This window comes from Nitrosospira sp. Nsp14 (genome assembly GCF_900113575.1).
Lineage (GTDB): Bacteria > Pseudomonadota > Gammaproteobacteria > Burkholderiales > Nitrosomonadaceae > Nitrosospira.
The window spans coordinates 18,759-44,858 of sequence record NZ_FOPV01000003.1 but is presented as its reverse complement, the minus strand read 5'-3'; the positions used below and the strand labels follow the sequence as shown (position 1 = coordinate 44,858).

22 protein-coding genes and 1 tRNA gene are annotated in these 26,100 nt (G+C 54.6%); 13 read left to right on the top strand and 10 right to left on the bottom strand.

Translation table 11 applies throughout. The features are described 5' to 3' along the window. The first annotated feature begins 15 nt into the window (after positions 1 to 15). Complete coding sequence (locus BM022_RS02605) at positions 16 to 3,117, top strand: efflux RND transporter permease subunit (protein ID WP_091136632.1); 3,102 nt, start codon at positions 16 to 18, stop codon at positions 3,115 to 3,117. Positions 3,118 to 3,217: 100 nt separating this feature from the next. On the opposite strand, the gene metG is transcribed toward BM022_RS02605, so the two are convergent. Next, positions 3,218 to 5,332, bottom strand: coding sequence for a methionine--tRNA ligase (metG, locus tag BM022_RS02600; RefSeq protein ID WP_177191606.1), 2,115 nt, complete (start codon positions 5,330 to 5,332; stop codon positions 3,218 to 3,220). Between the two features lie 319 nt (positions 5,333 to 5,651). Between metG and apbC the strand changes: the two genes are divergently transcribed. From apbC to BM022_RS02585, 3 genes are all read left to right on the top strand, one after another. Next, on the top strand, positions 5,652 to 6,740 hold the full coding sequence (gene apbC / locus BM022_RS02595; RefSeq protein WP_091136887.1) for an iron-sulfur cluster carrier protein ApbC: 1,089 nt from the start codon (positions 5,652 to 5,654) through the stop codon (positions 6,738 to 6,740). 140 nt (positions 6,741 to 6,880) lie between these two features. Beyond that, positions 6,881 to 7,447 (top strand): dCTP deaminase, encoded by a 567-nt coding sequence (dcd, locus tag BM022_RS02590; protein ID WP_091136630.1) that lies wholly within the window; start codon positions 6,881 to 6,883, stop codon positions 7,445 to 7,447. Positions 7,448 to 7,945: 498 nt separating this feature from the next. Continuing rightward, positions 7,946 to 9,121, top strand: a complete 1,176-nt coding sequence (locus tag BM022_RS02585) for a type III PLP-dependent enzyme (protein WP_091136628.1) — start codon at positions 7,946 to 7,948, stop codon at positions 9,119 to 9,121. A gap of 39 nt (positions 9,122 to 9,160) precedes the next feature. Here the strand turns inward: BM022_RS02585 and BM022_RS02580 are convergent, their stop codons facing one another. Continuing rightward, a complete protein-coding gene (locus tag BM022_RS02580; RefSeq protein ID WP_091136625.1) occupies positions 9,161 to 9,736 on the bottom strand; it encodes a dihydrofolate reductase in 576 nt (191 codons plus the stop codon). After that, positions 9,733 to 10,527 carry a thymidylate synthase gene (locus BM022_RS02575; protein ID WP_091136624.1) on the bottom strand — a complete coding sequence of 265 codons (795 nt, stop codon included), beginning with the start codon at positions 10,525 to 10,527 and terminating at the stop codon, positions 9,733 to 9,735. The genes BM022_RS02580 and BM022_RS02575 overlap by 4 nt, the downstream gene beginning before the upstream one ends. An 83-nt stretch (positions 10,528 to 10,610) precedes the next feature. Here BM022_RS02575 and BM022_RS02570 point away from each other — a divergent pair, with 83 nt between their 5' ends. Then, positions 10,611 to 12,095: a M17 family metallopeptidase gene (locus BM022_RS02570; RefSeq protein WP_091136621.1), complete on the top strand. Its 1,485-nt coding sequence runs from the start codon at positions 10,611 to 10,613 to the stop codon at positions 12,093 to 12,095. Positions 12,096 to 12,150: 55 nt separating this feature from the next. Here the strand turns inward: BM022_RS02570 and BM022_RS02565 are convergent, their stop codons facing one another. After that, entirely contained in the window at positions 12,151 to 13,152 is a 1,002-nt protein-coding gene (locus BM022_RS02565; protein ID WP_091136619.1) for a zinc-dependent alcohol dehydrogenase family protein, read from the bottom strand. Continuing rightward, on the bottom strand, positions 13,149 to 13,334 hold the full coding sequence (locus tag BM022_RS02560) for a hypothetical protein (RefSeq protein ID WP_091136618.1): 186 nt from the start codon (positions 13,332 to 13,334) through the stop codon (positions 13,149 to 13,151). Before BM022_RS02560 ends, BM022_RS02565 begins: the two co-directional genes overlap by 4 nt. A gap of 84 nt (positions 13,335 to 13,418) precedes the next feature. On the opposite strand from BM022_RS02560, the gene aroC reads away from it, so the two are divergent. After that, positions 13,419 to 14,594 (top strand): chorismate synthase, encoded by a 1,176-nt coding sequence (aroC, locus tag BM022_RS02555; protein ID WP_091136886.1) that lies wholly within the window; start codon positions 13,419 to 13,421, stop codon positions 14,592 to 14,594. An 81-nt stretch (positions 14,595 to 14,675) separates the two neighbouring features. Here the strand turns inward: aroC and BM022_RS02550 are convergent, their stop codons facing one another. From BM022_RS02550 to BM022_RS02535, 4 genes are all read right to left on the bottom strand, one after another. Continuing rightward, on the bottom strand, positions 14,676 to 17,591 hold the full coding sequence (locus BM022_RS02550) for a bifunctional diguanylate cyclase/phosphodiesterase (RefSeq protein ID WP_091136616.1): 2,916 nt from the start codon (positions 17,589 to 17,591) through the stop codon (positions 14,676 to 14,678). A gap of 10 nt (positions 17,592 to 17,601) precedes the next feature. Then, on the bottom strand, positions 17,602 to 18,753 hold the full coding sequence (locus BM022_RS02545; RefSeq protein WP_256208855.1) for a porin: 1,152 nt from the start codon (positions 18,751 to 18,753) through the stop codon (positions 17,602 to 17,604). A 136-nt stretch (positions 18,754 to 18,889) separates the two neighbouring features. Next, positions 18,890 to 19,339, bottom strand: coding sequence for a type 2 periplasmic-binding domain-containing protein (locus BM022_RS02540; protein ID WP_218146815.1), 450 nt, complete (start codon positions 19,337 to 19,339; stop codon positions 18,890 to 18,892). Between the two features lie 145 nt (positions 19,340 to 19,484). Then, positions 19,485 to 20,267 carry a PEP-CTERM/exosortase system-associated acyltransferase gene (locus BM022_RS02535; protein WP_091136883.1) on the bottom strand — a complete coding sequence of 261 codons (783 nt, stop codon included), beginning with the start codon at positions 20,265 to 20,267 and terminating at the stop codon, positions 19,485 to 19,487. 660 nt (positions 20,268 to 20,927) lie between these two features. On the opposite strand from BM022_RS02535, the gene BM022_RS15385 reads away from it, so the two are divergent. Then, entirely contained in the window at positions 20,928 to 21,080 is a 153-nt protein-coding gene (locus tag BM022_RS15385) for a hypothetical protein (RefSeq protein ID WP_177191605.1), read from the top strand. 4 nt (positions 21,081 to 21,084) lie between these two features. Here the strand turns inward: BM022_RS15385 and BM022_RS02530 are convergent. Beyond that, positions 21,085 to 21,171 (bottom strand) — tRNA-Leu (locus BM022_RS02530). A gap of 73 nt (positions 21,172 to 21,244) precedes the next feature. Between BM022_RS02530 and rnr the strand changes: the two genes are divergently transcribed. The 6 genes from rnr (at position 21,245) to rplI (ending at position 25,975) form a co-directional block, all read left to right on the top strand. Then, positions 21,245 to 23,422, top strand: coding sequence for a ribonuclease R (rnr, locus tag BM022_RS02525; protein WP_091136612.1), 2,178 nt, complete (start codon positions 21,245 to 21,247; stop codon positions 23,420 to 23,422). Positions 23,423 to 23,508: 86 nt separating this feature from the next. Continuing rightward, on the top strand, positions 23,509 to 24,249 hold the full coding sequence (rlmB, locus tag BM022_RS02520) for a 23S rRNA (guanosine(2251)-2'-O)-methyltransferase RlmB (protein WP_091136611.1): 741 nt from the start codon (positions 23,509 to 23,511) through the stop codon (positions 24,247 to 24,249). 258 nt (positions 24,250 to 24,507) lie between these two features. Next, positions 24,508 to 24,882 carry a 30S ribosomal protein S6 gene (rpsF, locus tag BM022_RS02515; RefSeq protein ID WP_091136609.1) on the top strand — a complete coding sequence of 125 codons (375 nt, stop codon included), beginning with the start codon at positions 24,508 to 24,510 and terminating at the stop codon, positions 24,880 to 24,882. A 12-nt stretch (positions 24,883 to 24,894) separates the two neighbouring features. After that, positions 24,895 to 25,191, top strand: coding sequence for a primosomal replication protein N (priB, locus tag BM022_RS02510; RefSeq protein WP_091136607.1), 297 nt, complete (start codon positions 24,895 to 24,897; stop codon positions 25,189 to 25,191). 31 nt (positions 25,192 to 25,222) lie between these two features. After that, the gene (gene rpsR, locus BM022_RS02505; RefSeq protein WP_091136605.1) at positions 25,223 to 25,507 is read left to right on the top strand and encodes a 30S ribosomal protein S18; all 285 of its coding nucleotides are present in this window, start codon (positions 25,223 to 25,225) and stop codon (positions 25,505 to 25,507) included. A 12-nt stretch (positions 25,508 to 25,519) separates the two neighbouring features. Beyond that, the gene (gene rplI, locus BM022_RS02500) at positions 25,520 to 25,975 is read left to right on the top strand and encodes a 50S ribosomal protein L9 (protein ID WP_091136602.1); all 456 of its coding nucleotides are present in this window, start codon (positions 25,520 to 25,522) and stop codon (positions 25,973 to 25,975) included. Positions 25,976 to 26,100 lie beyond the last annotated feature (125 nt).

Sequence of the window (26,100 nt, the reverse complement as noted above, 5' to 3'; positions counted from 1 at the left end):
CCAGCGGCGAGTGCAATGAACATTTCCGAGTTGTGTATCCGGCGGCCAGTAATGACAGTTCTGTTATCGGCCTCCGCAGTCGTGGCTGGTTTCATCGCCTACAATGATTTACCCATCGCCGCGCTACCGAGCTATGACGCGCCCACCATTTCGGTTACTGCTGTGTTGCCGGGCGCGAGCGCAGAAACCATGGCCTCGTCGGTAGCAACGCAACTTGAACGCCAGTTTTCCACTATTTCCGGATTGTCGGTAATCAGCTCTACCAGTACCCTCGGCAATACCTCAGTCACGCTGGAATTCGATCAGGATCGGGATATAGACAGCGCATCCATAGACGTGCAAGCGGCGCTACTCCGGGCGCAGCGTGCGTTGCCGGTGGAAATGACCACGCCTCCTTCCTATCGCAAGATCAATCCCGCTGACGCGCCCGTTATCTTTCTTGCCTTGACATCGCCTTCCATGTCATTGTCGGACCTGAATAGTTATGCCGAAGATCTCATTTCGCCGACGTTATCGACACTGCCGGGCGTGGCACAGGTTCAAATAAACGGTCAGAAAAAGTATGCGGTTCGGGTGCTGACGAATCCGGAAGTGTTGGCAATGCGGAATTTGACGCTTGATGATATCGCCAGCGCGCTGCGCACCGCGAATGCCAACACACCGATCGGCACGCTGGAAGGACCACGGCAGACGCTGACTATCCAGGCCAATCGCCAGCTTAGCAATGCAGCCGCGTTCGCGAACCTGATTGTCGCCACATCTGACAGCGGAAATCCGGTCCGACTGTCGGACGTGGCGCAGGTCGAGGACAGCGTGGAGTCAATCAAGACTGCAAGCTGGGTGAACGGCGAACGGGCAATCACACTCTCTGTGCAGCGCCAGCCCGGCGCCAATACCGTCGCGACGGTGGATGCGATCAAGACTGTCATACCGGTACTGGTTGCCCAGATGCCTTCATCTGTGCAGCTCAAGTTGACGAGTGATCGTTCCGTCTCGATACGCGAGGCGATTCATGATGTCCAGGTAACGCTCGCGATAACCATTGTGTTGGTATTGCTGGTGATTTTTCTGTTTCTGCGCAAAGCTTCCGCGACATTGATCCCGGCGCTGTCGCTCCCGATCTCGTTGCTTGGAACTGTGGCGCTGATGCGCGTTCTCGGCTACAGCCTGGACAACATTTCCTTGCTGGCGATTACCCTTGCAGTAGGGCTCGTGGTCGACGACGCTATCGTCATGCTCGAGAATATCGTGCGTCATATCGATGAAGGGCTTTCGCCGCTACAGGCAGCCTTGCAAGGTTCGCGAGAGGTCAGTTTTACCATTATCTCCATTTCGCTCTCGCTGGTTGCGGTCTTTATCCCGATTTTTTTCATGCCCGGCGTAATTGGACTGCTCTTTCATGAATTTGCTGCGGTGGTAGGCATCGCGGTGCTGATGTCGGCGGTGGTATCGCTTACATTGGTGCCGGTTATGACGAGCCGTTACCTCCGCCCAAAGGCAACGGGACAGGAAACGGAGGCGCTCAGCCTGAAGTGGACGGCATGGTTTGAGCACGGCTTTACATGGGTTCTGGCGGGCTACGAACGTATGCTGGACTGGGCGTTGCACCATAGGCGAACGGTCATGGGAATTGCGGTGGGAACCTTCATTGCGACCGGCGTGCTGTTCGTGCTTTTGCCGAAAGGTTTTTTTCCGAGCGAGGACATCGGTCAGGCACTGATAACCGTGGAAGCAGTCGAGGATATTTCCTTTCCTGCCATGGCGGAGCTGTTGCAGCGCACGGACCAAGTGATCCGGTCCAATCCCGCGGTCGACACGCTGATTGTTAACGCCACGGAAAGCAACAGCGCCCGGCTATTCATGACGCTCAAGCCGCGCGGCGAGCGGCCCCCGCTGGATAAAATAATGGAAGACCTGCGTCGGGACGTGCGTAAAGTCCCAGGGGTAAACGTTTTCATCAACCCCATCCAGAATCTGAGGTTGGGGGGCCGCACCAGCAAGAGCCGATATCAATATGTCATGCGGAGCGTACGGGCCGAAGAGTTGCGCGGCGCCGCAGACGCGCTGATGTCGCGCATGCGGGAAGATGCCGTCTTTCGTGATGTGACAAGCGACTCGCAATTGAAAGGTCTGCAGGCGCGGTTAAACATCAATCGGGACAAGGTCAATCTGTTGGGTGTGCAAATGGCTGACATCCGTTCCGCGCTCTATAGCGCGTTTGGCGAACGCCAGGTCTCTACCATCTACACTTCCAGTGACAGCTATCAGGTTATCCTCCAGGTCACGCCCGCAGACCGGGCAGATGAGCGCGCGTTTGACAAGATATATTTGCGCGCGAAGAACGGCGCACTGGTGCCGTTATCAAGCGTCGCATCGGTCGAACGCGAGGTGGGACCGATTGCGATCAATCACGCGGGACAGCTCGAGGCGGTGACGATCTCTTTCAATCTCGCCCCGGGGGCAGCCCTGGGTGAGGCTTCGACACGTATAGAACAGTTCAAACGCGAGTTGAACTTGCCTGAGAGCATACTGACAAACTATGCGGGAGATGCCGCGGCCTTTCAGTCTTCGCAGGCGAGCCAATTCGTACTTATCATCGCAGCGCTGCTTGTTATCTACATATTGCTGGGCGTGCTGTACGAGAGCTATATTCATCCGCTGACCATTCTCTCGGGCCTGCCGTCGGCCGCGGCGGGGGCATTGGCTGTGTTATGGTTGTTCAATATGGAACTATCGATTATCGCCATGATCGGTATCCTGATGCTGATCGGTATCGTCAAGAAGAATGCGATCATGATGATCGATTTCGCACTGGACGCAGAACGCAACGGTGCCTTGCCGCCGCAAGAAGCGATCAGGACCGCCTGCCTGCTACGCTTCCGCCCGATCATGATGACTACGCTGGCTGCGTTGATGGGTGCGCTGCCTATCGCGCTGGGCCTGGGAGCAGGTGCCGAGCTGCGCCAGCCCCTGGGTCTTGCCGTGGTCGGGGGACTTTTATTCTCGCAGGTAATTACCCTGTTTATTACGCCGGTGATCTATCTTTACCTGAATCGGTTTTCAGGCAGTGGACCACTCAAGCTGGAGCTGCCTGAACGGGCGGCGACTTCTACCTGAGTGGCTGAAGATTGCATGAATCACCACGGCAAATGCCTGAACATATGGGGCTGCCAGAGTCAGCAGGAGGGGTACGCGTCCGACGTGCTCCAGGCTCAGCTTATTTGATTTTCATCCCCGGACGCGCGCCCGCATCGGGGGCAAGCAGATAAGGTCCATCACCGTCGCCCGCGGCCAGCACCATTCCCTCCGATACGCCAAACTTCATCTTGCGGGGCGCAAGGTTGGCAACCATTACCGTCAGGCGTCCCCTGAGCTGCTCCGGATCATAGGCTGATTTTATTCCCGCGAACACCGTACGCTGTTCCGAGCCGATGTCGAGCGTGAGCTTCAGCAGCTTGTCAGCGCCTTGTACATGCTCGGCATTGACAATTTTCGCTACCCTCAGGTCGACTTTGCTGAAATCGTCGATCGATATGGTTGCCCCGAGTGTCGCTCCCAGATGTTGTTGTGCCTCGGCATGGCGCGCAGGGGAGTGCGCGTCTGCTGTGGGGGCGGGGGCTTGCTTGTTGGCTTCGATCATGGCATCAATCTGTTTTTGCTCGATGCGCGTCATCAGGTGTTTGTAAGGACGAATGCCATGACCCAGCAGCAACGTCTCCGCATCGCGCCATTGCAAGGGGGGAATATCAAGAAACGTTTCAACGTTGTTGGCGAGTCGCGGCAGGACAGGCTTGAGATATAGGGTCAACAGACGAAACAGATTGAGTGCGATTGTGCAAACCTCATGCAGCCTCGTTTTTGACGCTTCCTCTTCCTGTTTTACGAGCTCCCACGGTCTCATGTCGTTGACGTACTGGTTTGCTTCGTCAGCCAGTCCCATGATTGCTTTAGCCGCCTTTAAATACTCGCGTTTCTCGTAGAGGCCCGCGATTTGGGCGGCGGCATCCTGCAGCTTCTTGATTAGGGCGCAGCCATCCACCCAGGCATCATTCAAGGGCAAATATGAATTCCCGTTTGGGCCGCAAATCCGATCGCACAGCCTGCCGTCGAAGTGTCTGGTGATGAATCCGGCGCACCGGCTCGCAATGTTGATGTATTTTCCCACCAAGTCGCTATTCACCCGCATCAGGAAATCTTCCAGGTTGAGGTCGACATCCTCCATGGTGCCATTCAGCTTGGTCGCGTAGTAGTAGCGGAGCCATTCGGGGTCAAGCCCTTTGTCGAGATAACTCCCCGCCGTAATGAATGTGCCACGCGATTTGCTCATTTTTTCGCCATTCACGGTTAGAAAACCGTGGGCAAAAACTCGGGTGGGCGTGCGGTAATCCGCATAGTGCAGCATGGCTGGCCAAAACAGCGCATGAAAATAAAGTATATCTTTCCCGATGAAGTGATAAAGCTCGGTAGCCGTACCCGTCTTCCAGAAATTATCGAAGTCGATGTCCCGACGGTCACAAAGGTTTTTGAAGCTGCCGATATAGCCCACCGGCGCATCCAGCCAGACGTAAAAATATTTCCCGGGCACATCCGGAATTTCAAATCCGAAGTAGGGCGCGTCACGAGAAATGTCCCAGTCTGCCAATTTATTTTCTCCTGGCGCACCCAGCCACTCGTGCATTTTATTGGCGGCCTCCGGTTGCAGCGTCCCCGAGGTTGTCCATTCGCGCAGAAAGTCCACGCAGCGCGGATCCGAGAGTTTGAAAAAGAAATGCTCCGTGGTTTTTTTCACCGGAGCCGCGCCCGATACCGCGGAATAGGGATTCCTTAAGTCGGTTGGGGTATAGGCCGCGCCACATGCTTCGCAGTTATCGCCGTATTGATCTTTTGCGCCGCATTTCGGGCACTCGCCTTTTATGAAGCGATCCGGCAGGAACATATGCTTGATGGGATCGTAGAGCTGCTCGATGGCGCGAACGACGATCAGTCCGGCGGACTGGAGCTTCCTATAAATTTCCTCGGAATACTGGCGGGTTTCGGGCGAGTGAGTGGTGTAATAATTGTCGAATTCGACATGAAAACCGCTGAAATCGCGTAGATGTTCGCCATGGACCCGCTCAATCAGGGCTTCAGGCGTGATGCCTTCTTTTTCCGCGCGCAGCATGATGGGGGTGCCGTGCGTGTCGTCGGCACATACGTAATATACTTCGTGTCCCTGCATTTTCTGGAAGCGTACCCAGATGTCGGTCTGAACGTACTCCACCAGATGGCCAAGATGAATGCTGCCGTTAGCATACGGCAAGGCGGAGGTAATCAGAATTTTTCGCTTGTTCATCAATTGCCTATGGAAATGGACCAGCGTGGATTGTAGCAAACTGTGGTGCGGCGGTCATTTGAACACGCGCTCCGTTGCAGCGGGCGTTGTTGCGCGGCCACATCCGCCTCCCCCGGTTCGACTGGCGGCCGGGGAGCCGGCTTATTGCGATGCGTGCAACTGTAAACTCATTGGGCATAGATCAGGTAAGGGACGCGGCGAGGTTGCCCAGATGCCTTGCCACAAATTCCCTCGAAAGTGTCACCTTGCAAGACTCTTGTGCACGATATTTGTTAATATCCCGGGTTGTTTGTGCCCGCAGATAAGGAGAGTGCAAAAAGTGGCTATCACCGAACAGCAAGTAAAGTCTGCCCTTGAGGAGATTACTGATCTTAGCACCGGCCGGGATTATGTAACCAGCAATGAAGCACGCAACATCAACATCGACGGCAACGATCTATCGCTGGACATCGTGCTCGGATACCCGGCAAAAAGCGTGATAGCGACCATCCAGCAGCAGGTGATCGACAAGCTCAAAAGCATACCGGGTATTGGCGGGGTGCAGGTCAACATCACCAGCAAAATCGTTCCTCATAGCGTGCAGCGCGGGGTAAAGCTCATACCCGGCGTGAAGAACATAATAGCAGTTGCGTCAGGCAAGGGTGGGGTCGGGAAGTCCGCCACTGCGGTAAATCTGGCGTTGGCGCTGGTTGCGGAGGGTGCACGCGTCGGCCTGTTGGACGCGGACATTTATGGTCCGTCTCAGCCGCAGATGCTGGGCCTCACGGGGCGTCCCGAATCGCCGGACGGCAAGAGCATGCTGCCGATGACGGCGCATGGCCTTCAGGCCATGTCCATCGGTTTTCTGATTGACGTGGAAACGCCGATGGTATGGCGGGGGCCGATGGTTACACAGGCTTTGCAGCAGCTATTGACTGATACGCGTTGGGATGACGTGGATTACCTTGTCGTTGATATGCCGCCTGGTACGGGGGACATCCAACTGACACTCGCGCAGAAGGTGCCGGTTACCGGTGCCGTTATCATCACCACACCTCAGGATATCGCCTTGCTTGACGCGCGCAAGGGTCTCAGGATGTTCCAGAAGGTCGGGATTCCGATACTTGGTATTGTTGAAAACATGAGTACTCACGTCTGTTCCCAATGTGGGCACGAGGAACATATTTTTGGTGTCGGGGGCGGAGAGAAGATGTGCAAGGATTACGATGTCGAGTTCCTGGGAGGATTACCGCTGGACATTAGGATCCGTGAGCATACCGACTCTGGCACTCCAACCGTGGTGGCTGAGCCGTACGGGCGCATTGCAGAGATTTATCGCGCGATCGCACGCCGCGTGGCGGTCAAAGTCGATGAAATCGCACTCGACCATTCGGCGCTGCTGGCAAAGATCGTAATTGAGGACACTTGAACTCTCGATATACCGCACCTGCACAGGAAGCCGCCATTATCACTGGCGCTTCCTGTCAGCGTGTCAAGGCACCATGTAACACAGTGTGATGCGCCAAGAGAAATCGGCCCGATAACGTTTCCTACGTCCTTCTATTAAATATGACCATTAAGTCCGATAAATGGATTCGCCGCATGGCGACCGAACATCGCATGATCGAGCCCTTCGAATCCAGCCAGATCAGGTACGCCAACGGCAACAAGATCGTGTCGTATGGGACGTCGAGCTACGGCTACGATATCCGCTGCTCGGACGAATTCAAGCTGTTCACGAATATAAACTCCGCAATTGTGGACCCCAAGAATTTCGACTCAAACTCATTTGTAGATGTGAAGGGCGATGTGTGTCTCATCCCACCTAATTCCTTCGCGCTTGCGCGCACTGTGGAGTATTTTCGCATTCCGCGAAATATCCTGACCATCTGCCTGGGAAAATCCACTTATGCCCGCTGTGGAATCATCGTTAATGTCACGCCCTTTGAGCCGGAGTGGGAGGGGTATGTAACGCTGGAGTTTTCCAATACCACGCCGTTGCCGGCAAAAATATATGCCAACGAAGGCGTGGCCCAGGTGATTTTCTTTGAGTCGGACGAAGTGTGCGAAATCTCCTACAAGGATCGTGGCGGGAAATACCAAGGGCAGCATGGAGTAACCCTGCCAAAGATCTAATCTTTCTTGATGCCGTCGTTCTCGTCCTGACTGGAAGCCGGTTTCTGCCCGCCAGCGCTGCATTGAGGGATGAATTAAAATTCATTTTCTTCGCTGCCCCTAAGCTTCCAGTCCCCACTCTGTATTGTTCGGCCCCCCAGTCCGACGCAAGTAAGTCTTCCTGTTACGGAAAATACCCACAATTTGTGGTTGTTTTTGCTTTTTTTACCCTAATATCTTCCCTTGGCGTGATCGTTTATTTGGGGAAGGCGACAGCGCGGCGGCGTCCATATTTCCCCGGAACCAGCGCACAATGCGGAGGAGTTGTAAATTTTTAACACCGTGCAAAAAACGCTTGATTTCAACACAGTGGGGTCTATAATCCGCACTTAATTTTTTACCCGGCATTTCAGTTGAACAACAGGAGGTCATCATGACAAGCAAAGCAAACTATTTAATTTCGGCTGATCTGGTAAACATCCATATTCCCGTCACGTAGCCTCGCAAAAGGACACTCTCATGCAAATGCGTACCGCCGCTCTGCGCCAGGAAGTAGAGCTCGAAGAAGTATTCGATACCCATCCCGAAATCAGCCTGGATTTCAAACATGTTCAGGCAGCTCTTGAAAAGGGCTACAGCAGACCGTTTCTGCTAGTTGACAGCGACATCATCCGTAATAAGGCCCGCCGCTTCAAAGCCGCCATGCCGCAGGTGCAGCCGCATTATGCGGTCAAGGCCAATCCCGATCCTCGCGTACTCAGAACCATGATCGAAGAAGGCGTGGGATTTGAGATCGCGTCGATCTCCGAACTGGACCTCCTGCTTGAGCTGGGTGTTTCTGCCGCGGACATTTATTACAGTAATCCGATGAAGTCGCGTGCCTACCTTGAGTATGCAGCCGCCAAGGGCGTGGAGTGGTATGTGCTTGATAGTGTCGAGGAGCTTCGCAAGATTGCCAGCGTCAAGGCGGACGCAAAATTGTACTTACGCATAGATACGCCCAACATCGGCAGCGACTGGCCCTTGGCGGGAAAGTTCGGCACCCACGCGGCGGAAATCAAGGAGATCATAAATGAGGCGGCAGCGATTAAGGCTGACCTCGCCGGGGTAACTTTCCATGTGGGTTCGCAGTGCCGCAATCCGCAGAACTGGCGAGTAGGAATCGAACGGGCGAAGAAAGTTTTTGCCGACATGCGCCAGGCCGGGTTGAGTCCGCGCTTGCTCAATATCGGCGGCGGTTATCCGGTGCGCCACGTCAAGCCAATACCGTCGATAGAAGTGATAGGAGATATTGTGAACGCCGCTATCGCCGACTTGCCCAAGAATATCCGCATTATGGCCGAGCCCGGGCGTTATCTGGTTTCTGATGCTGCCTATTTTGTTTGCCGGGTGGTGGGGACCGCAACTCGCAATGGCAAACGCTGGATGTATTGGGACGCGGGCATGTTTGGTGGCGTGATTGAGGTGACGGAAGGGCTACGCTATGAAATTCTTTCCGACCGCAAGGCACAGGATATTCCGTGGTCCATTGCAGGACCCACATGTGACTCAGTAGACATTCTAATGCGGGACGAAATGCTGCCCGAAGATATTCAGGAGGGGGATTTTATCTATATTCCCAATGCGGGCGCGTACACAACCGCCTACGCCAGCAACTTCAACGGCTTCCCTCTACCGGATGTAGTCGTTTTGTAGCCTCGGTGCGGGTTACAGCGTCGGACGAATCAGTAAACTTCAGAATAACGGGGGCTCAGATGGGCCCCTGTTTTTTTTGTCGCTTTTCCGGTCGAGTACCACAAACTGGTAGTCGAACCCGTCGTCCCCTTCACCGTCCCATCGACATCTCTCGCGCGACGTTTCAACCCATTCGTCACGATCAAATTCTGGGAACAGTGCATCGCCCTCGAAATCGGCCTGAATCTCAGTAAGATAAATCCTGTCGCATAATGGCAAAGCCTGAGGAAAGACATCGGCGCCGCCAATAACGAAAACTTCCCTAACTGCTATTGAACCGTTGCTAAAAGATTCCTGGGCTTTGGCATCGGCTGCTCGCAACGCTTCAGCCAGCGAATCAACTACGACGGCACCAGGCACCTCATAACCGGCTCGATGCGTGACTATGATACAGGTACGCCCGGGCAGCGGCCGCCCGATGGATTCGTATGTTTTGCGCCCCATAATGATGGGGTGCCCCATCGTGAGCGACTTGAAGCGTTTCAGATCCGGCGGCAAATGCCACGGTAACGCGTTGTTACGACCGATGACGCGATTCCTTGCCATCGCCACCAGTGCGGAGACGCGCGATTTCATACCGCAACCGGAGCCTTGATGGCAGGGTATGGGTCATAGCCTTCCAGCACGAAATCCTCATACCCGAAATCGAAAATACTGCGAACGGCCGGATTCAATTTCATCACTGGCAGCTTTTTCGGTTCACGACTTAATTGTTCCCGCGCCTGCGTCAGATGGTTGAGGTAGAGGTGGGCATCACCGAGAGTGTGCACGAAATCTCCAGGCTTCAGATTGCAGCTTTGCGCGACCATGAGGGTAAGCAACGCGTAGGATGCGATGTTGAACGGAACACCGAGAAATATATCGGCGCTGCGCTGATAAAGCTGGCACGACAGCTTGCCGTCGGCCACGTAGAACTGGAACAGCGCATGACAAGGCGACAGTTTCATCTGGTCCAGTTCACCTACGTTCCAGGAAGAAACGACCATGCGCCTCGAATCAGGCGTGTTTCTGATCTGCTCGACTACACGCGACATCTGGTCAATCGAAGCCCCATCCGGGGCAGGCCAGTACCGTAACTGACGACCGTAGATGGGACCCAGATCTCCGTTCTCGTCGGCCCACTCGTCCCAGATGGTCACCCCGTTATCGTGCAGGTACTTGACGTTGGTATCGCCCCGTAAAAACCATAACAGCTCATGGATAATGGATTTCAGATGGCATTTCTTGGTGGTGACCAAGGGGAAACCCTCCGACAGGTCGAAACGCATCTGGTGACCAAATACCGAGAGCGTGCCGGTGCCGGTGCGATCGGACTTTTTGTGTCCGTGGTTCAGCACGTGTCGCATAAGGTCAAGATATTGGCGCATGGCAGAGGAGCAAAGCCGAGTCAGTCCGGCTTGCGGTCAACAAGGTATAATAACGTATTTCCAGTCTTTAAGGTCGGTCTCCAATGCTCGCCTCGCTAACGCAATTCGCTTCATCGATCAGCCCTCCCATAAAGGGGTCTCACGTGCTCGTTGTGCTGCCTCAGCAGGTTGCAGCAACGAGTAAAGTAACGGACACTCCGCAGAGCAAGCCCGATTTTTTGGGTAGAAGCGTGCTGGAAGCGCTCTTGTCGCGGCGCAAGATGGAACTTGACCAGATCGGGGAAACGCCGGTCTCCGCCAATTCAGAGAGCGGCACATTATATGTTTGGGTGGCGGTGGAGCTTGGCAAATCTTCGTTTGAACAGCAAACCCTGATGCGAAAAGCAGTGCAGTTGCTGATGGAGGAAAGCCCGGCTGAGATAAACGTTGCGGTCTATGGTAATGAGCAGGAGAGGGCGGTTCTGGCGCAACTTGCGATCTACGTGGCATGGGTCAACGGCCCGCCCTTGCCTTCCCGAAAAACCGGTAAAAAAGACACGCACAAGCAACCACTCGAAAAGATCACTCTGCATGGATACAGTGGAGCAAACGATTTCCAATTGCAGCATGCAAAAGCTGAGGGGAATTTGCTTGTACGCGAACTTACAGTGCTTCCCGCTAACGAGCTGACTCCAGCGCTTTATCGCGAGCGTCTCAAGCAGTTGGCGGAGGCCGAACACTGGGAATATGAAGAGTTCGATCTAAGAAAGCTGCGCGAGATGGGCGCGGGCGCCTTTGTCGCGGTTGCGCAAGGCAGCGCCCAGGAGGATGCCGCGATAGTGCATTTGCAGCGACGAGTAGAAAACCCGCGCAACATGGTCGCCCTAGTGGGTAAAGGCATCTGTTTTGATACCGGGGGGCACAACCTGAAGCCCGCTCGATACATGCAGGGTATGCACGAGGACATGAATGGTTCCGCCGTCGCTGTAGGTTTATTGCTGGCCGCGACCCGCGCCAGGCTGCCGGTAAATATCGATTGCTGGCTGGCCATCGCCCAGAATCACATCAGCCCAACCGCCTATAAACAGAATGACGTGATAACGGCTCTGAATGGCACGACAATCGAGATCGTCCATACCGATGCCGAAGGACGGCTGGTGCTGGCGGACGCACTAACGCTGGCAGCGAAACAGAAACCTGATGTGATATTTGATTTCTCCACATTGACTGGGAGCATGCATGTGGCGCTCGGATCACGTTACAGCGGCATTTTCAGCAACCGGGAGGATCTATCGGAAAAGGCCCTCGCCGCCGGGCAATCAAGTGGCGAGCGGATCTGCGCATTCCCCATGGATGCCGATTACGAGACGGACTTGGAGAGCAAGATCGCCGACGTCAAGCAGTGTACCCTGGACGGCGAAGCGGATCATATCCTCGCAGCTCGCTTCCTTGGCCGGTTCGTGGGGGAGACGCCCTGGCTCCATATGGATCTTTCCGGCAGCAATAATAAAGGTGGATTGGGAGCCGTGGGCACCGATGTCACCGGGTTTGGGGTGGCGTGGGGGGTCGAGATGTTGCAGCGGCTGTAAACAGTTCGGTGAGGGGGACGTTCGAGTGAGACCCGTGTATTCACTGTTCCCCTTGCTACGGGATCTCCAGCACGATCTTGCCCCTGGTATGGCCGGCTTCAATCAGGCGGTGCGCGTCGGCTGCTTTTTCGAGCGGCAGGACATGGCTTATGTGAACCTTGAGCGCGCCTTGCTCGAACAAGGTCGCGCAGCGTTCAAGTAGGCGTGTTTGTGCGAGGCGGGCAGATTGCAGCCCGAAATAGAGCGGAGCGGCTACCTGCACATAACCGATGCTAAGGTTGCGTAGCCGCGCAATATTGATGTGGCTTATCTCGCATGCTGTTGAGAGCAGTGTCACGACTCGCCCATAATGCCGGGTCGCGGCAAATGACTTGCAAAACGTTTCACCCCCAACCGTATCCATCACCAATCTCACGCCCTCCCCATCCGTCCAATTCCTGGTGGCGTCAACGAAGTCTTGTCGGGTGTAGTCGATTGCAAGTTCCGCCCCGAGCGCTTGCACAAACCGGGCCTTTTCAGGACTTGAAATGGTCGTGGCGACAGGCGCATTCAAGTATTGCGCAAGCTGGATCGCAATGTGGCCGACACCTCCCGCGCCTGCATGGATCAGCGTCGGCTCTCCTTCCTGCAGGTGTCCACGATTCACCAGTGCTTCCCACGCCGTTAGCACCGGCACTGGCAAGGCCGCGGCTTCAAGCATGGAAAGGTTCCTTGGTTTAAGTGCCAGATACTCTTCCGGCACCACGGCGTACTCGGCATAGGTACCGGGTTGTCCGCCTAAGCCATTGTTGAAGAAATAGACTTCATCCCCTGGGCGCACCCGCGTCACTGAATCGCCAACCGCTTCCACGACCCCCGCCCCATCACACCCGAGAATTGAGGGCAATTTATCCGGGTAGTACATATTGTGTTTGCGCACTTTTACGTCTATGGGATTCACCCCCGCCGCGTGCAGCTTCACCAGCGCGCTGGACGAGTCAGTCAAGGCCGGCGTGGCGATGTCGGCGGCCTCCAACACCTCCGGACCGCCCGCCGCATTCATCAGCACGGCCCTCATGACTTTACCTTTGTATTGCGGATGGAGCGCACAAATCGCCGCCACCACCCCACTGTTGGGGCGGAGCTGTTCTGTGTCCGATCCACGTCGTCGCGAGCGGTACTGAGTTTTACCTGCTGGTGGATCTGGCGCAAGGTCAACCCGCCGGGACCTTTTAATTTATCAGGGTCAAGTTCTTCCATCGGCTTTCGTCGGCATGCAGCCAAAATAGTGGACTAAGCGAGATATGTTAAACTTCGATGCTTGTTTTTGCGAGAACAACAAAAATGTCCGGCAATACTTTCGGCAAGATTTTTTGCGTGACGTCCTTTGGCGAATCCCATGGTCCCGCTATCGGCTGTGTCGTCGATGGCTGTCCCCCCGGGTTGGAATTGTCAACGGAAGATATCCAACGCGATCTGGACCGGCGCAAGCCGGGTACTTCCCGGTACGTGACCCAGCGGCGCGAGTCCGATACGGTGGAAATTCTTTCCGGCGTGTTCGAGGGGAAGACTACGGGAACCCCCATTGCGCTGCTGATCCGTAACGAAGATCAGCGCAGCAAGGATTACACTAAAATCATGGATACGTTTCGGCCCGGACATGCGGATTATGTCTACTGGCAGAAATATGGCATCCGGGATTATCGGGGCGGAGGGCGCTCTTCCGCGCGCGAGACGGCCGTCCGGGTGGCGGCAGCCGCCATCGCCAGGAAATGGCTGCGTGCGAAATACGGTGTGGTTATACGCGGCTATATGGCGCAGCTCGGACCCGTGCAGGTTCGGTTCAAACAGTGGGACGCAGTTAATCACAATCCGTTTTTTGCCGCTGACCCCGATATGGTCTCCAGCCTGGAAGCATTCATGGACACGCTGCGAAAATCTGGCGACTCGGTAGGCGCGAAGATCTGCGTGATCGCGGAAGGCGTGCCGGTGGGCTGGGGTGAGCCGGTGTATGATCGGCTGGACGCGGAAATTGCGTACGCGATGATGAGTATCAATGCGGTAAAAGGCGTGGAAATAGGCGCCGGATTCGCGGCTGTTGGCCAGAGAGGGACCGAGCACTCCGACGAAATGACCCCCGAGGGATTCGTCAGCAACAATGCGGGCGGCATACTGGGTGGAATTTCTACCGGGCAGGATATTGTTGTGAATATTGCGGTCAAACCGACTTCCAGCATCCGGCTGGGGAGGCGCTCAATAGATAAGGCTGGTCTGCCGGTGGTAGTGGAGACGCATGGCAGACACGATCCCTGCGTGGGCATTCGCGCCACGCCCATTGCTGAAGCAATGCTGGCGCTGGTACTGATCGATCATGCCCTGCGCCATCGCGCTCAAAACGCTGATGTCGTTTGTTCCACCCCGAAAATTGCAGGAATGAGGAGCTGGGACGAAGTGTCCGCATCGGGTGACCACCCGAAGGTAGGTGAGGCGGTAGAAGATACCGACCCCGATGAGCCATAATTCTCAAGCCCGAGGGATCGACTCCCCGAGGACTCTTGCTCACGCTTACGCGTGAGTGGGGACAAAGAATGGCTGTGAGATTTACGCTTCCAGGACGTCTTTGAAGGGCGAGTCGTGGGCGGGCGCAGGCGTTCCGATCAGAAAACCTTGAGCATAGTCGATTCCCATTTTCTCCAATACCGCGAGGGTCGCTGCGGTCTCTACGAACTCTGCAGTTGTTTTCTTCCCGAATCCTCTCGCTACCTCACATAATGCTTTGACCAGAATCTGGTCATCCGGACTGTCGGCGAGGTTTCGGATAAAGGAGCCGTCGATCTTTACCACATCGATTGGTAGCTGTCGTATGTAGTAGAAGGACGAAAAGCCGACTCCAAAATCATCCAGCGTAAAACTGCAGCCGAGCATTTTGATCGTCTCCATCAGTGTGCGGGCAGCGGACAGGTCTTCCAGCGCCGCTGTCTCGGTGATCTCGAACATAAAGGTGGAGGGGTCAGCGTCGTATCGGGCGAACGTTTCCTTCAGGATCGGCAACAGTTCAGGGTCGTGAAATGCATGAGCAGACAAGTTGATGGAGAAGCGAATGCAATGCCCCCGGCGCCGGACCTCCGCTGACTGAGCGATGGCCTTCCTCAATACCATGTGGTCAATGGCATGAATAAGGCCGGTCTGCTCTGCTGCGGGTATGAAAAAATGTGGAACGAGTATTGTTCCATCATCGTCGAGCATGCGCAGCAACACTTCGTAATGATCAATCGTTTTGTCGGCAATATGCATGATGGGCTGAAAGTAGAACAGGAACCGGTCATGCGCGAGTGCATGTTCAATTTTTTCCTTCCAATAGACCAGCGTATGCATGCGTTCCCGGGTTTTTTCCTCATCTGAAAACAGGTGCCAGCTGCCGCGCCCGGCCTCCTTGGCCTGATACATAGCGAGATCAGCCGCGGCCAAGAGGTCATGTACATTGTTTCCATGTTCGGGAAAAAGCGCGATGCCGACGCTGGCCGATGCCGTATGCGTACGTCCGTTCACCATGATCCTCCCCTGGTTAAGGCAGGCCAGGGCGTTTTTTGCCACTTCTATTGCGCCCTCGGCCGTCGTTTGGGGCAGGATTACCGCGAATTCATCGCCTCCCAGGCGCCCGAGTATGTCCACGCTGCGAATGCTGCCCAGCAACATACGGGCAACCATCTTCAGAAGGGCGTCCCCTGCCTGATGGCCACTGGTATCGTTGATATACTTGAACTGGTCAAGATCAAAAAACAGCAACGCGCCAGAGTGTTTATAGCGGGCCGCAAGGTTAAGCATCTGTTCCAGCTCTTCCTGAAAGCGGCGGCGGTTGAACAGATCGGTCAGCGGATCGTGATCGGCCAGCCAGGCAAGTCTGCCTTGGGTACGCTTGTGTTCGGTCATGTCAAGACCGACCGATAACATGGCCGGGTCATCAGCAGCATGCCTCGTCAACCGTGAATGCAGCCACAGAATATGTCGTAGGGATGTGTCCTTGCATAGAATATTCGCCTCATGGCGCAATTGTTCCCGCCGCGCCGAACGCACTTCCTCAAGTCGCGCTGGCAGATCCTGCGAATCGTTTTCCAGCGCCAGCATGTCGATAAAGGGCCTCCCCTGAAGTTCATTTTCGGTGAACTGGATAAGCGTTTCACCGTGCGCGTTCAGCGTGAGAATCTGGCCGTTCGCGTTTTGGGTAATCACGATCACCTGCGCGATATCGAGCAGATTGTTGATGAAATCCCTTTCCGTGCTCAACTCCTCCATTTTCCTCGCCAATATCCGTGTCCGGTCCGCGACCTGATCTTCCAGCTGTTCAAGCTGATGAGACAGGGCGACGGCGGTTTCATCGAGCATGTCGATTTCATCCTTCAGCCATTGTTTCTGACCGGCGTAACGCAGTGAAGCACGAAAATCCTGAAAGCTGCTGCGGGCTAAAAGCGGCAACGTAAATACGATGTGTTTGAGCCGGGAAAGGGGTTTCGTCAGTATTACAAATAGCAGAATCTCAGAAAGCACGAGCCCAACCAGACCGATGATCATGTTCTGCTGGGTGGAGCTTTGAATGGTGCGGACAGTAGAGGTGGTATCGGTGACAACGATCAACTGCGCCTTGTCCGACGGATCTATTCGCTCAAGAGGGAGCAGTTTAAGTTGCTGATAACGATTGTCCCAGAAACCCTGCACCCCTTGCTCAAGATTTCTGAAATCAGGGTATTTCTCGGCCACGGCATTGAGAATAGGCCGGATTTTTTCGCTGCTGGTGAGAGCGGCAACGCGTACTTTCCATTGTGCGATTCTCGTATCGTTACTGCGGGCTACATCGCCTGGTTCTTTAATCAACAACCCGATGTCCGCCCCGGAAATATTCTTGAACCCCAAAATCGCGTCTACCAGGGGTGCGCCGATGACAACAACGCCGACCTTGTTTCCTTCAACCAGCAGTGGTGCTACCGCGAACTGGGTGCAGTTTTTTTTGCAGCGCAACGGGCTGATCGGGTGTTCTCTCGCATTAACATCGCGCACCCAGTCCAACATCGGGCCTTCATGCGTATCCGCTTCAAGAATACCCCAGCTTGCCAGCAGCTGATGCGAATTATCGTAAAAACGCACCAGTTCTATACCCTTGTTAAGCTGCAGCAATGCCCAATGCGGGTCGAATGTTTCAGTAATCCTTGTCCCATTACCTTTGAGCAGATCGATGCCCATCCCTTCCATAAAAGGGATCAGCTCGGCAAGCTGATGCAGGTTATTTGCGATCTGATCGATCAGGCCTTCGACTTCACTCGCATAACGCTGATGTTGCGCATCTCTCTGGCTCTCGAAATCATCCATTAAGCTCACGTAAGTAATGCTGGTGAATGAAACGACGATAGCGATCAGGATCAGGCTGCTCAGCAACAGCACTTTCCACTTCAGGCCCAGAAACCGGCGTGCGGGACCGGTAGTACCGTCAAGCTGAACCAGGCCCTTGTGAAGATTCTTCCGCATCGAGTATTCGTTAGAACCGGTAGGAGCCAAGAATGGAGAAAAGATCCCAGTGCTGAGCCGGTGGGTGGCTGGAATCATGATTATCAAGCGCCGAGAGCCAGCCGGTGCCATTCACATGGTGATATTCGGCCCGAAGCATGAATTGCGACGTGATATTCCAGCGCAGACCTACGGTGATATCCTTCGCGAACCGGCTATGGGCTGGGCGTCCCGTCCTGCGCCCAGCGTCAGTGGCAGCCCATATCGTTCCATTATGGTCATCGCGATCGGCGAAATAAGCATCGTAACGAACAATTCCCTCCCACTCCGGCGTAAAGCGGTAGACACCCTGGAAATAATAGCTCTCCCCGGCATAGCTCTGGTCTTTTATCGGGGCAAGGTTTTTGTTTTCCAGGTAGCGAATCGCATATTCCGACGTGAGGCTCCAGCGCTCGGCGTTGTATTGAGCGGAGAAGACGAGGGGGACGAAATGGAATGACCCTGCCTGCAGGTCTTGCGTTACCCCAGGGGCTGGGGAGTAACTCATGTTCAGCTGGGTTGCGCTTATGCCAAGACGAACCCGCCCCCCTTCGAGTTCATAGTTTACACGGCTGACATAGGATATTTCAGGGGCCAGATGCCCGGGAAGTAGCACTCCAAACACGGCGGCCTCGGCCTCATCACCTCGCACCAGCGGCCTTACCACGCCCGCCTGGAAGGAAACGTCGCCGTAATCGGAGCGGTATTCCCCATATAAATGCACCCCATCCGCAGCGATTGCCAGCTTGCGCGTGCGGTCGAAGTAGATGGATTGTGGCAACAGGATGCTGGGCCTGGTGAAGGGCACGTCCCGGGTGTCATTATAGAAACCGAGCGGATTTTTCATTCTACCCAAGCGTATGCCCAGCTGGCTGTTCTCGCGGTTGGAAAATGTGTAATCGATAAAGCCATAATCCAGCCGGATATTGCCTGGGCTGCCGTTTCCGGCCGTTCGGGAAAGTCCCTGGACGGAAAACTGCAGATTGGTAAGGGGCCGCATCGAGGCGTTCAACCCGATCTCCCTGAAGTCGAAGCTTCCGCTACTGGAAGAACTGGGACCAAACACATTATTGTTGTCCGAGCTTTTCAGCCATCCCTGGCTCGCGAAACCGTGTATTTGCAGGTTGTGCGGCAGTTTTGGCATCTCGGGCAGCTTGGGCAGCCTTATTTCTGATAACTTCGGCAGTTCAGGCAGCTTGTCAGCATGGGCAGGGGCTCCCAATAGTAAAGCCGGCAAGACCATCAATCTGATAGCCCAGTTTACGTGGGGGCGAGCCGGGTTATTTGATCTGGAGTACATTGACTCTGCCGTCCATCCGGGATTTGGTTAAGTAGCCGATTGCTCCAGGTGTGCCGGCGACCTTGGCCAGCATCTCTTCCGGCGACGTTACGGTTTCGGGTGCCTGGCCCGTGCCGGAAAATACCAGCCGGTCCCAAGCGGCACGCAACTGGTAGGGAAACACATTCAGCTTTTCTTTGGAAAAAACCGCATGTAAGGGTGCTTCGTCGGGCATGACGAACACTTTGATGCCAGTGCCATCCGGCCACGTATGCAGCCGCATCCCGAAAATAGCGCGCAAGGTGCTTCTGGGAAGAGATTTTTCATTGATACCCGGATGAGTTATTACCTCATAGGGTTCGGTTGCCCCAGCAATGGCTATCGCCGGCGTCATGCTGAACAGCAAACAGACGAACAGGATGAGCCGCCGGATTTTTATTTTAATTGTCACGATTAATGTTCGTCCGGCTGGTCCGATAAGCAGAAGCCGGGCTGAGATAGGCCGCCGGAATGAAAGATATAATGGACGATATAAAGGTTAATCGTAAAACACGGTTGTGCCGGCGCAGTGATTGGACTGTCCACCGCCTATTATTTCAGCGATCAGCTAGAACGCTACTTGCCGGTATCGACTGCACGTGCTCCGCATATTTCGGCCTGACCCTGCCGTAATCAGTAACAAGTTCCCAAATCTGGTTGTGATCTTTATGCATGCGATCCAGCATGCTGGTCAGATTGACGTAGTAAGGGCGGCGTCTACCGTGATGCTCCGTCAAGGGCCCGACAGGATCGAGTTGTAACCCGTAAAGCCCGAGTAATCTGTTTAAAGCAGGTTCCATTACCGATAGCCAGTGATTGACGTTGTGTTTGACCGACATACGGATAATGCCGACGGCAAGCGCGAGAACTGGATGGGGGAAGCGGCGCCGGTGTTGTACAGCCGCGCTTTTAATGTCGGTCAATCCCGACTGACCCTCAAGCTCCTCGCTTCTTCGGCAGAACTGGCGAAGAACAAACAGCCGCGATATTTCCCCTACTCGTTGCCGGGGTAGTTTGCTCATATCTATGAGAGCGGGATCGAGCAACATATGCCGCTCGGTGGGAAATGGTTTGTGCGTGTCGAGCGGATCGGGGAGGATCAAACGGGACGTTCCGACATAGGCCCCGGAGGGACGATGCACCAGCAGTATATGGGACGAGTGACGATCATAATCATCGCTTTCCATCTCTTCGGGATAGCGGGATGGGTCAAAACCCGGTGCGCGTTGTTCAACGCACAGGACTTGATAGCGAACGCGGAACACATCGCGCAGCAATTCGGGCGAATTGGCATCGATGACTTCAAAGTATTCGTTAAAAGCGGCCACCAAGTCGTTCATCAGAATGAGTTCAAGTAACTTTAATGGAAATTGGTGAATTATGAAATTGCTTCGTTTTGTTCCATGTTCCGTTAAGGGGAATCGGCTCATACAACTGATTACCGGGGCGGCTTGACCCGGTCCCCGGCAAGGTTGTCCGCGCGGCGTCGCAAGCGGATCAGTTCCGATGGTTGAACTTTTAACGGCGGGAATCGGCTTCACTTGATTGGCGCTGACGCACTGATGAATAGTCGTTTTTCTTTTGTATGTTCGGTGTCGCGCAGTACGAGCCGACCTTAACAGAACGATAATCTGAAGGACCGCCGCCGGCCCGGCGTTCGGGCTGGTCGAATCGAATGGTAATTCAGCGTCTGATGTCGCTACTTTCGCCTTGCGTGCGAATAATGTTCAGCCATCCAATATTGATTTACGTGAAGGAGTGCGTTATAAGACAACGGATTGAGTCGTATGAATAGCTGTAAGATTTTACAGCTAGCTATTCCTTGCCGGACCCCAACCGATTAAGCCGCGGCTGATTCAGTGATTCGTATACCTTTTCTGAGTGGTCGCGCCTGAAAGATTGTGACGCTCGGACTTGCATGACTACGACGAGAGTTTCACGTTTGTGACCGACGTTTATGCCCGTCTGTGCAAATTTTACATACGGTATGGAACGCTTTCTTGATATTGCATGCTCATCCCAACCGCGCCGCACTCGTGCCACTGCTATACTTTCGGTACTTCAGAATGATCCGCTTGAGTGTTCCGGTTGCCGACAAACCCGAGCAGGTTTTACTGCTGGATATGCTGGACATGCGCTTCGACGAAAAATAATGAATGGTGCCCAGAAGAGGACTCGAACCTCCACAGTGTTGCCACCGCTAGGACCTGAACCTAGTGCGTCTACCAATTCCGCCATCTGGGCAATGTTTGCATCCTGTCCGGCTAGCGGGACAGGGGCGCAGGATAGACGCGCAATTTTATAGGAAACCATTGCTTTGTCAATCAAGAAACCACGCCACGTCCGTGAGCTAGATCCTTATCTTCAGCGGGAGAAAGAGCGATATGGACATGCGCTGCCCAGTCGCGAGTTCATGCTGCAAATCCTGGACGAACAGGGTATTCCCGTGAATGAAAAGGCATTGCAGAGCCTTCTTGATATTACAGAAGAAGAAGAAGAAATTTTCAGCCGCCGTATTTCTGCGATGTTGCGCGAGGGTCAGATCATGCGTAACCGCAAGGGGGATATCTGCGTCGTCGAGAAGCTCGATCTTATCAAGGGAAGGGTACAGGGCCACCCCGATGGTTTTGGCTTCCTCATACCCGATGACGGCAGTCCGGATTTATTTTTAAGCGCCAAAGAAATGCATAAGGCGCTACACGGTGACCGCGTAATGGTGCGTGAGATCGGCATCGACCGGCGCGGACGTAAAGAAGGCGCCATCGTCGAGGTGCTGGAGCGCGCGGTGACGCAACTGGTTGGGCGATTGCACACCGATCACGGCATCTTGTTCGTGGAGGCGGAGAACAGGCGTATCAGCCAGGATATTCTGATACCGCGGGAAGAATCGATGGCCGCCAGAGCAGGTCAGGTGGTCATGGTCGAAATTATCCAACAGCCAAGCAAACATGCTCAGCCTATTGGGCGGATCGTCGAGATCCTGGGAGATTATACGGCCCCGGGAATGGAGATCGAAATCGCCTTGCGTAAATATGATCTGCCTTATCAGTTTCCTCCACCGGTAAAAAAGCTTTCGGGGAAATTTCCGGACAAGGTGACAGAAGGCGAGGCGGGGGATCGCGAGGATCTTCGCCATCTGCCTCTGGTCACTATCGACGGCGAAACTGCACGCGACTTTGATGACGCCGTGTATTGCGCCCGCGACGGAAAGGGATACAAGTTGTATGTCGCGATCGCGGATGTCAGTCATTATGTGTCCCCACAGGACGCGCTCGATCAGGAAGCGCTCAATCGCGGCAATTCGGTTTATTTCCCGCGACGTGTTATCCCGATGTTGCCGGAAGTGCTCTCCAACGGATTATGTTCGCTTAACCCGCAGGTCGAGCGTTTATGCGTGGTATGTGAGATGAATATCGACAGTCATGGCGATTTCAGCGCATACCGTTTTTATCCGGCGGTAATGTTTTCCCACGCGCGGCTTACCTATACCAAGGTGGCGGCGATGCTGGAAGATCCCAAAGGGGAGGATGCAAAGCAGTACGATAAGCTCCTGCCCCATATTCAGTTGCTCTATAAATTATTCAAGGTATTACTGAAAGCCCGCGGGAAGCGGGGCGCAATCGATTTTGAAACCATCGAAACGCAGATGGTTTTTAACGACCAGGGTAAAATCGAGCGTATTCTCCCGGTGAAGCGCAATGATGCTCATCGTCTCATCGAAGAATGCATGCTGGCGGCAAACGTATGCGCTTCGGATTTTCTGCAACAGCATAAACAGCCAACTCTCTATCGCATTCACGAGGGTCCTACGCCTGAAAAACTGCTTGCCCTGCGCGACTTTCTTAAGGAATTCGGATTGCAACTGCGTGGGGGCGATGAACCACATGCGAAGGATTACGCAGGAACACTGGCAAAAATCAAGGACAGGCCCGATGCGCAGCTCTTACAGACCGTAATGCTGCGATCCCTACGGCAGGCGGTTTATAGTCCCGATAACGTAGGCCACTTTGGGCTCGCCTATGAATCCTATACCCACTTTACCTCCCCCATCAGGCGTTATCCGGACCTGCTGGTGCACCGTGCCATCAAGGCAGTGCTGAACGGCACGGTCTATACGCCGGGCAACTGGCACGAACTCGGCGAGCACTGCTCGCTAACCGAGCGTCGCGCGGACGATGCCAGCCGCGATGTGGAGTCCTGGCTCAAGTGTTATTACATGCAGGATAAAATCGGTGAAACGTTTGATGGCGTTATCAGCGGGGTGACCGGCTTCGGCCTGTTCGTGGCGCTTGACGGCATTTATGTGGAAGGGTTGGTGCATATTTCCGAGTTGCCCAGCGATTATTTCCATTTCGATCCTGGGAAGCACATGCTGCTGGGTGAGCGCACTGGCAAACGCTACCGTCTTGGCGATCGTCTTCGTGTCAAAGTAGCAAGAGTCGATCTCGAAACCAGCAAAATTGATTTCGTTTTGACTGGCGGTGCCCATTCATGAGTTCGAATCAGGCAAGTGTGTGGAGATGAGCAGCAAGCTTGTGCTCGTCCGCTTATACTCTACCTCTTTAATCGTCCTGTTTGCCGATGCCCACTAATCGTCTCATGTTCGGTTTTCACGCGATTACCAGCCGTCTGCGGCAGAACCCAGCCAGCGTCAAAGAAATTTTTCTTGACAGTAGTCGGCGCGACCCGCGCGCTCGGGATCTGACTTTGCTCGCCGAAAATAGCGGCGTCAAGCTTATATCGTGCGATAGCAGCAGATTGGCGGGAATGGCCGAAGGCGCGCGCCATCAGGGGGTCGCAGCTTCCATAGACCCCACGCGCAGCCATATAGATGTGGAAGACGTGCTCGATACGCTTGCTGAGCCAGCTCTATTGCTGGTGCTGGACGGCCTCCAAGACCCGCATAACCTGGGCGCCTGCCTGCGGGTTGCGGATGCGTTTGGGGTCCATGCCGTAATCGCGCCCAAGGACCGTGCAGTTGGATTAACCGCTACGGTATTTAAAGTCGCCAGCGGCGCAGCTGATGCCGTGCCCTATATTTCCGTCACCAACCTTGCGCGTACGTTGCGGGGATTGAAACAACGCGGTATATCAATAGTCGGCGCGACAGCAGACGCCGACAGCGACCTCAATACTGTCGAGCTCGGCGGGCCCATCGCATGGGTGCTCGGTGCGGAAGGGAAAGGAATGCGACGTCTGACGCGCGAAACATGTGACTGGCTTGTTTCGATTCCCATGTTGGGCAGTGTCGAAAGTCTTAATGTTTCTGTAAGCGCCGGCATCTGTTTGTTCGAGACTCGCCGGCAGCGCAGTAAGCGTTGATTGGATTCCCAAGCGGTCGCGGTGCATGGCGGGGCTTGCATGCGAGTGCTTTCCGATTGATATTTCATTGCTGATTCAGTATAGTACCGGCCTCTTCAACCTGAATCCGGCAGCAGTTGCGCTCAGCGGAAGATAGGCCGCCTCCTGACAGTGCTTTGGCGGCCGCTGGCTGAATGCGTAGTCCCAAATGCCGCGCTTGGTTTCAACCTTGCCTCACCGTTCCCGCATGACGGGTGGCTTTACCCATAAGGAGAATATATGCGCCATTACGAAATTGCTTTCATTGTCCATCCCGACCAGAGCGAGCAGGTGCCCGCGATGATCGAGCGCTACCGCAGCATCGTTACTGCCAGAAATGGCAGGGTTCATCGCCTGGAAGACTGGGGGCGCCGGCAGCTTAGCTATCTGATCCAGAAGGTTCATAAAGCGCATTATGTGCTGATGAATATCGAATGTGATCAAGAAACGCTGGATGAACTGGATCATGCGTTCAAGTTCAACGACGCGATATTGCGTCATCTCACGATCAAAATGGATGGGGCGGTCACAACACCTTCGCCCATGATGCGCGAGGAGAAGCCAAGGGCCGCCGCGCCGGCCGAGGACGCTAAAGAGACCACGCTGGCAACATAGGCCGATAATGAATTGGACTGCAACCAGACTGTCATTTGCGGCAAGATTATCGAAATTGGCAGTTTGCGCTACACCCCAGCTGGAGTCGCGGTAACCGAATTCAAGATCGGTCACGCCTCGCGTCAGGTCGAAGCAGGTATACCGCGCAAGGTGGAATGCGAAATACTCGTGGTGGCGCTGGCGCAATTGGCTGAAACCGCAACTGCGCTCATGCCCGGAACCATGGTGAAGGTGGCCGGTTTTCTGGCAAAAAAAAGCCGCATGAGCTTGCAGCTGGTGTTGCATGCGAACAAAATCGACTTTATTTAATTTCACCTATTCGAGAGAAACAGGAAAAATCATGGCTCGTTTTACGACGAAACGCAAAGATGGCAAGGACAAGGATAAGGACAAGAAGGCAAGCCGCCCGCTCTTCAAGCGCAGAAAATTCTGCCGCTTTACCGCTGAGGGGATCAAGACAGTCGATTACAAGGACGTTGACTTATTGAAAGATTTCATCAATGAAAATGGCAGGATCATCCCTGCCCGCATCACCGGCACCAAATCGCGCTATCAGCGTCAGTTGGGCATTGCCATCGAGCGTGCTCGCTTTCTTGCATTGCTTCCTTACACCGACTTGCACTAAGGAGCGGATAACATGCAGATCATTCTGATGGAGAAGGTGGTCAACCTCGGTCAATTGGGCGACGTTGTCAAAGTAAAAAACGGTTATGCGCGAAATTTCCTAATTCCGCAGGGCAAAGCTAAGCGGGCAACGCCAACCGCGATCGCCGAGTTCGAGGCGCGGCGCGCTGAACTGGAAAAGAGCCAGGCAGAAGTACTGGCTGCTGCGCAGGCACATGCAGCTAAACTGGACGGCTTGATGGTGCAGATTACCCGGAAAGCAGGGGTGGACGGCAAGCTGTTTGGGTCGGTCACCAACGCTGATATCGAGGAAGCACTGAAAGCTCAGGGCTTTGAGATCGAGCGCGCGATGATACGGATGCCACAGGGCTCCTTAAAGCAGATTGGAGACCATCCGGTGGCGATCGCGTTGCATAGCGACGTAATCGCGAATATCGTTGTTTCTGTGCTCGGGGAGCCCACTTCCTGAACGTGTTCTCTCCCAACTAACGGAAACGCCGCGAAACCCACGCGGTGGCTCGGCGTTTCCTTCATCAAGGGCTGTCGTTCAGCCCTTTTTATTTTTGGGGTGTCGCACGGTGGTAAAATTCTCCG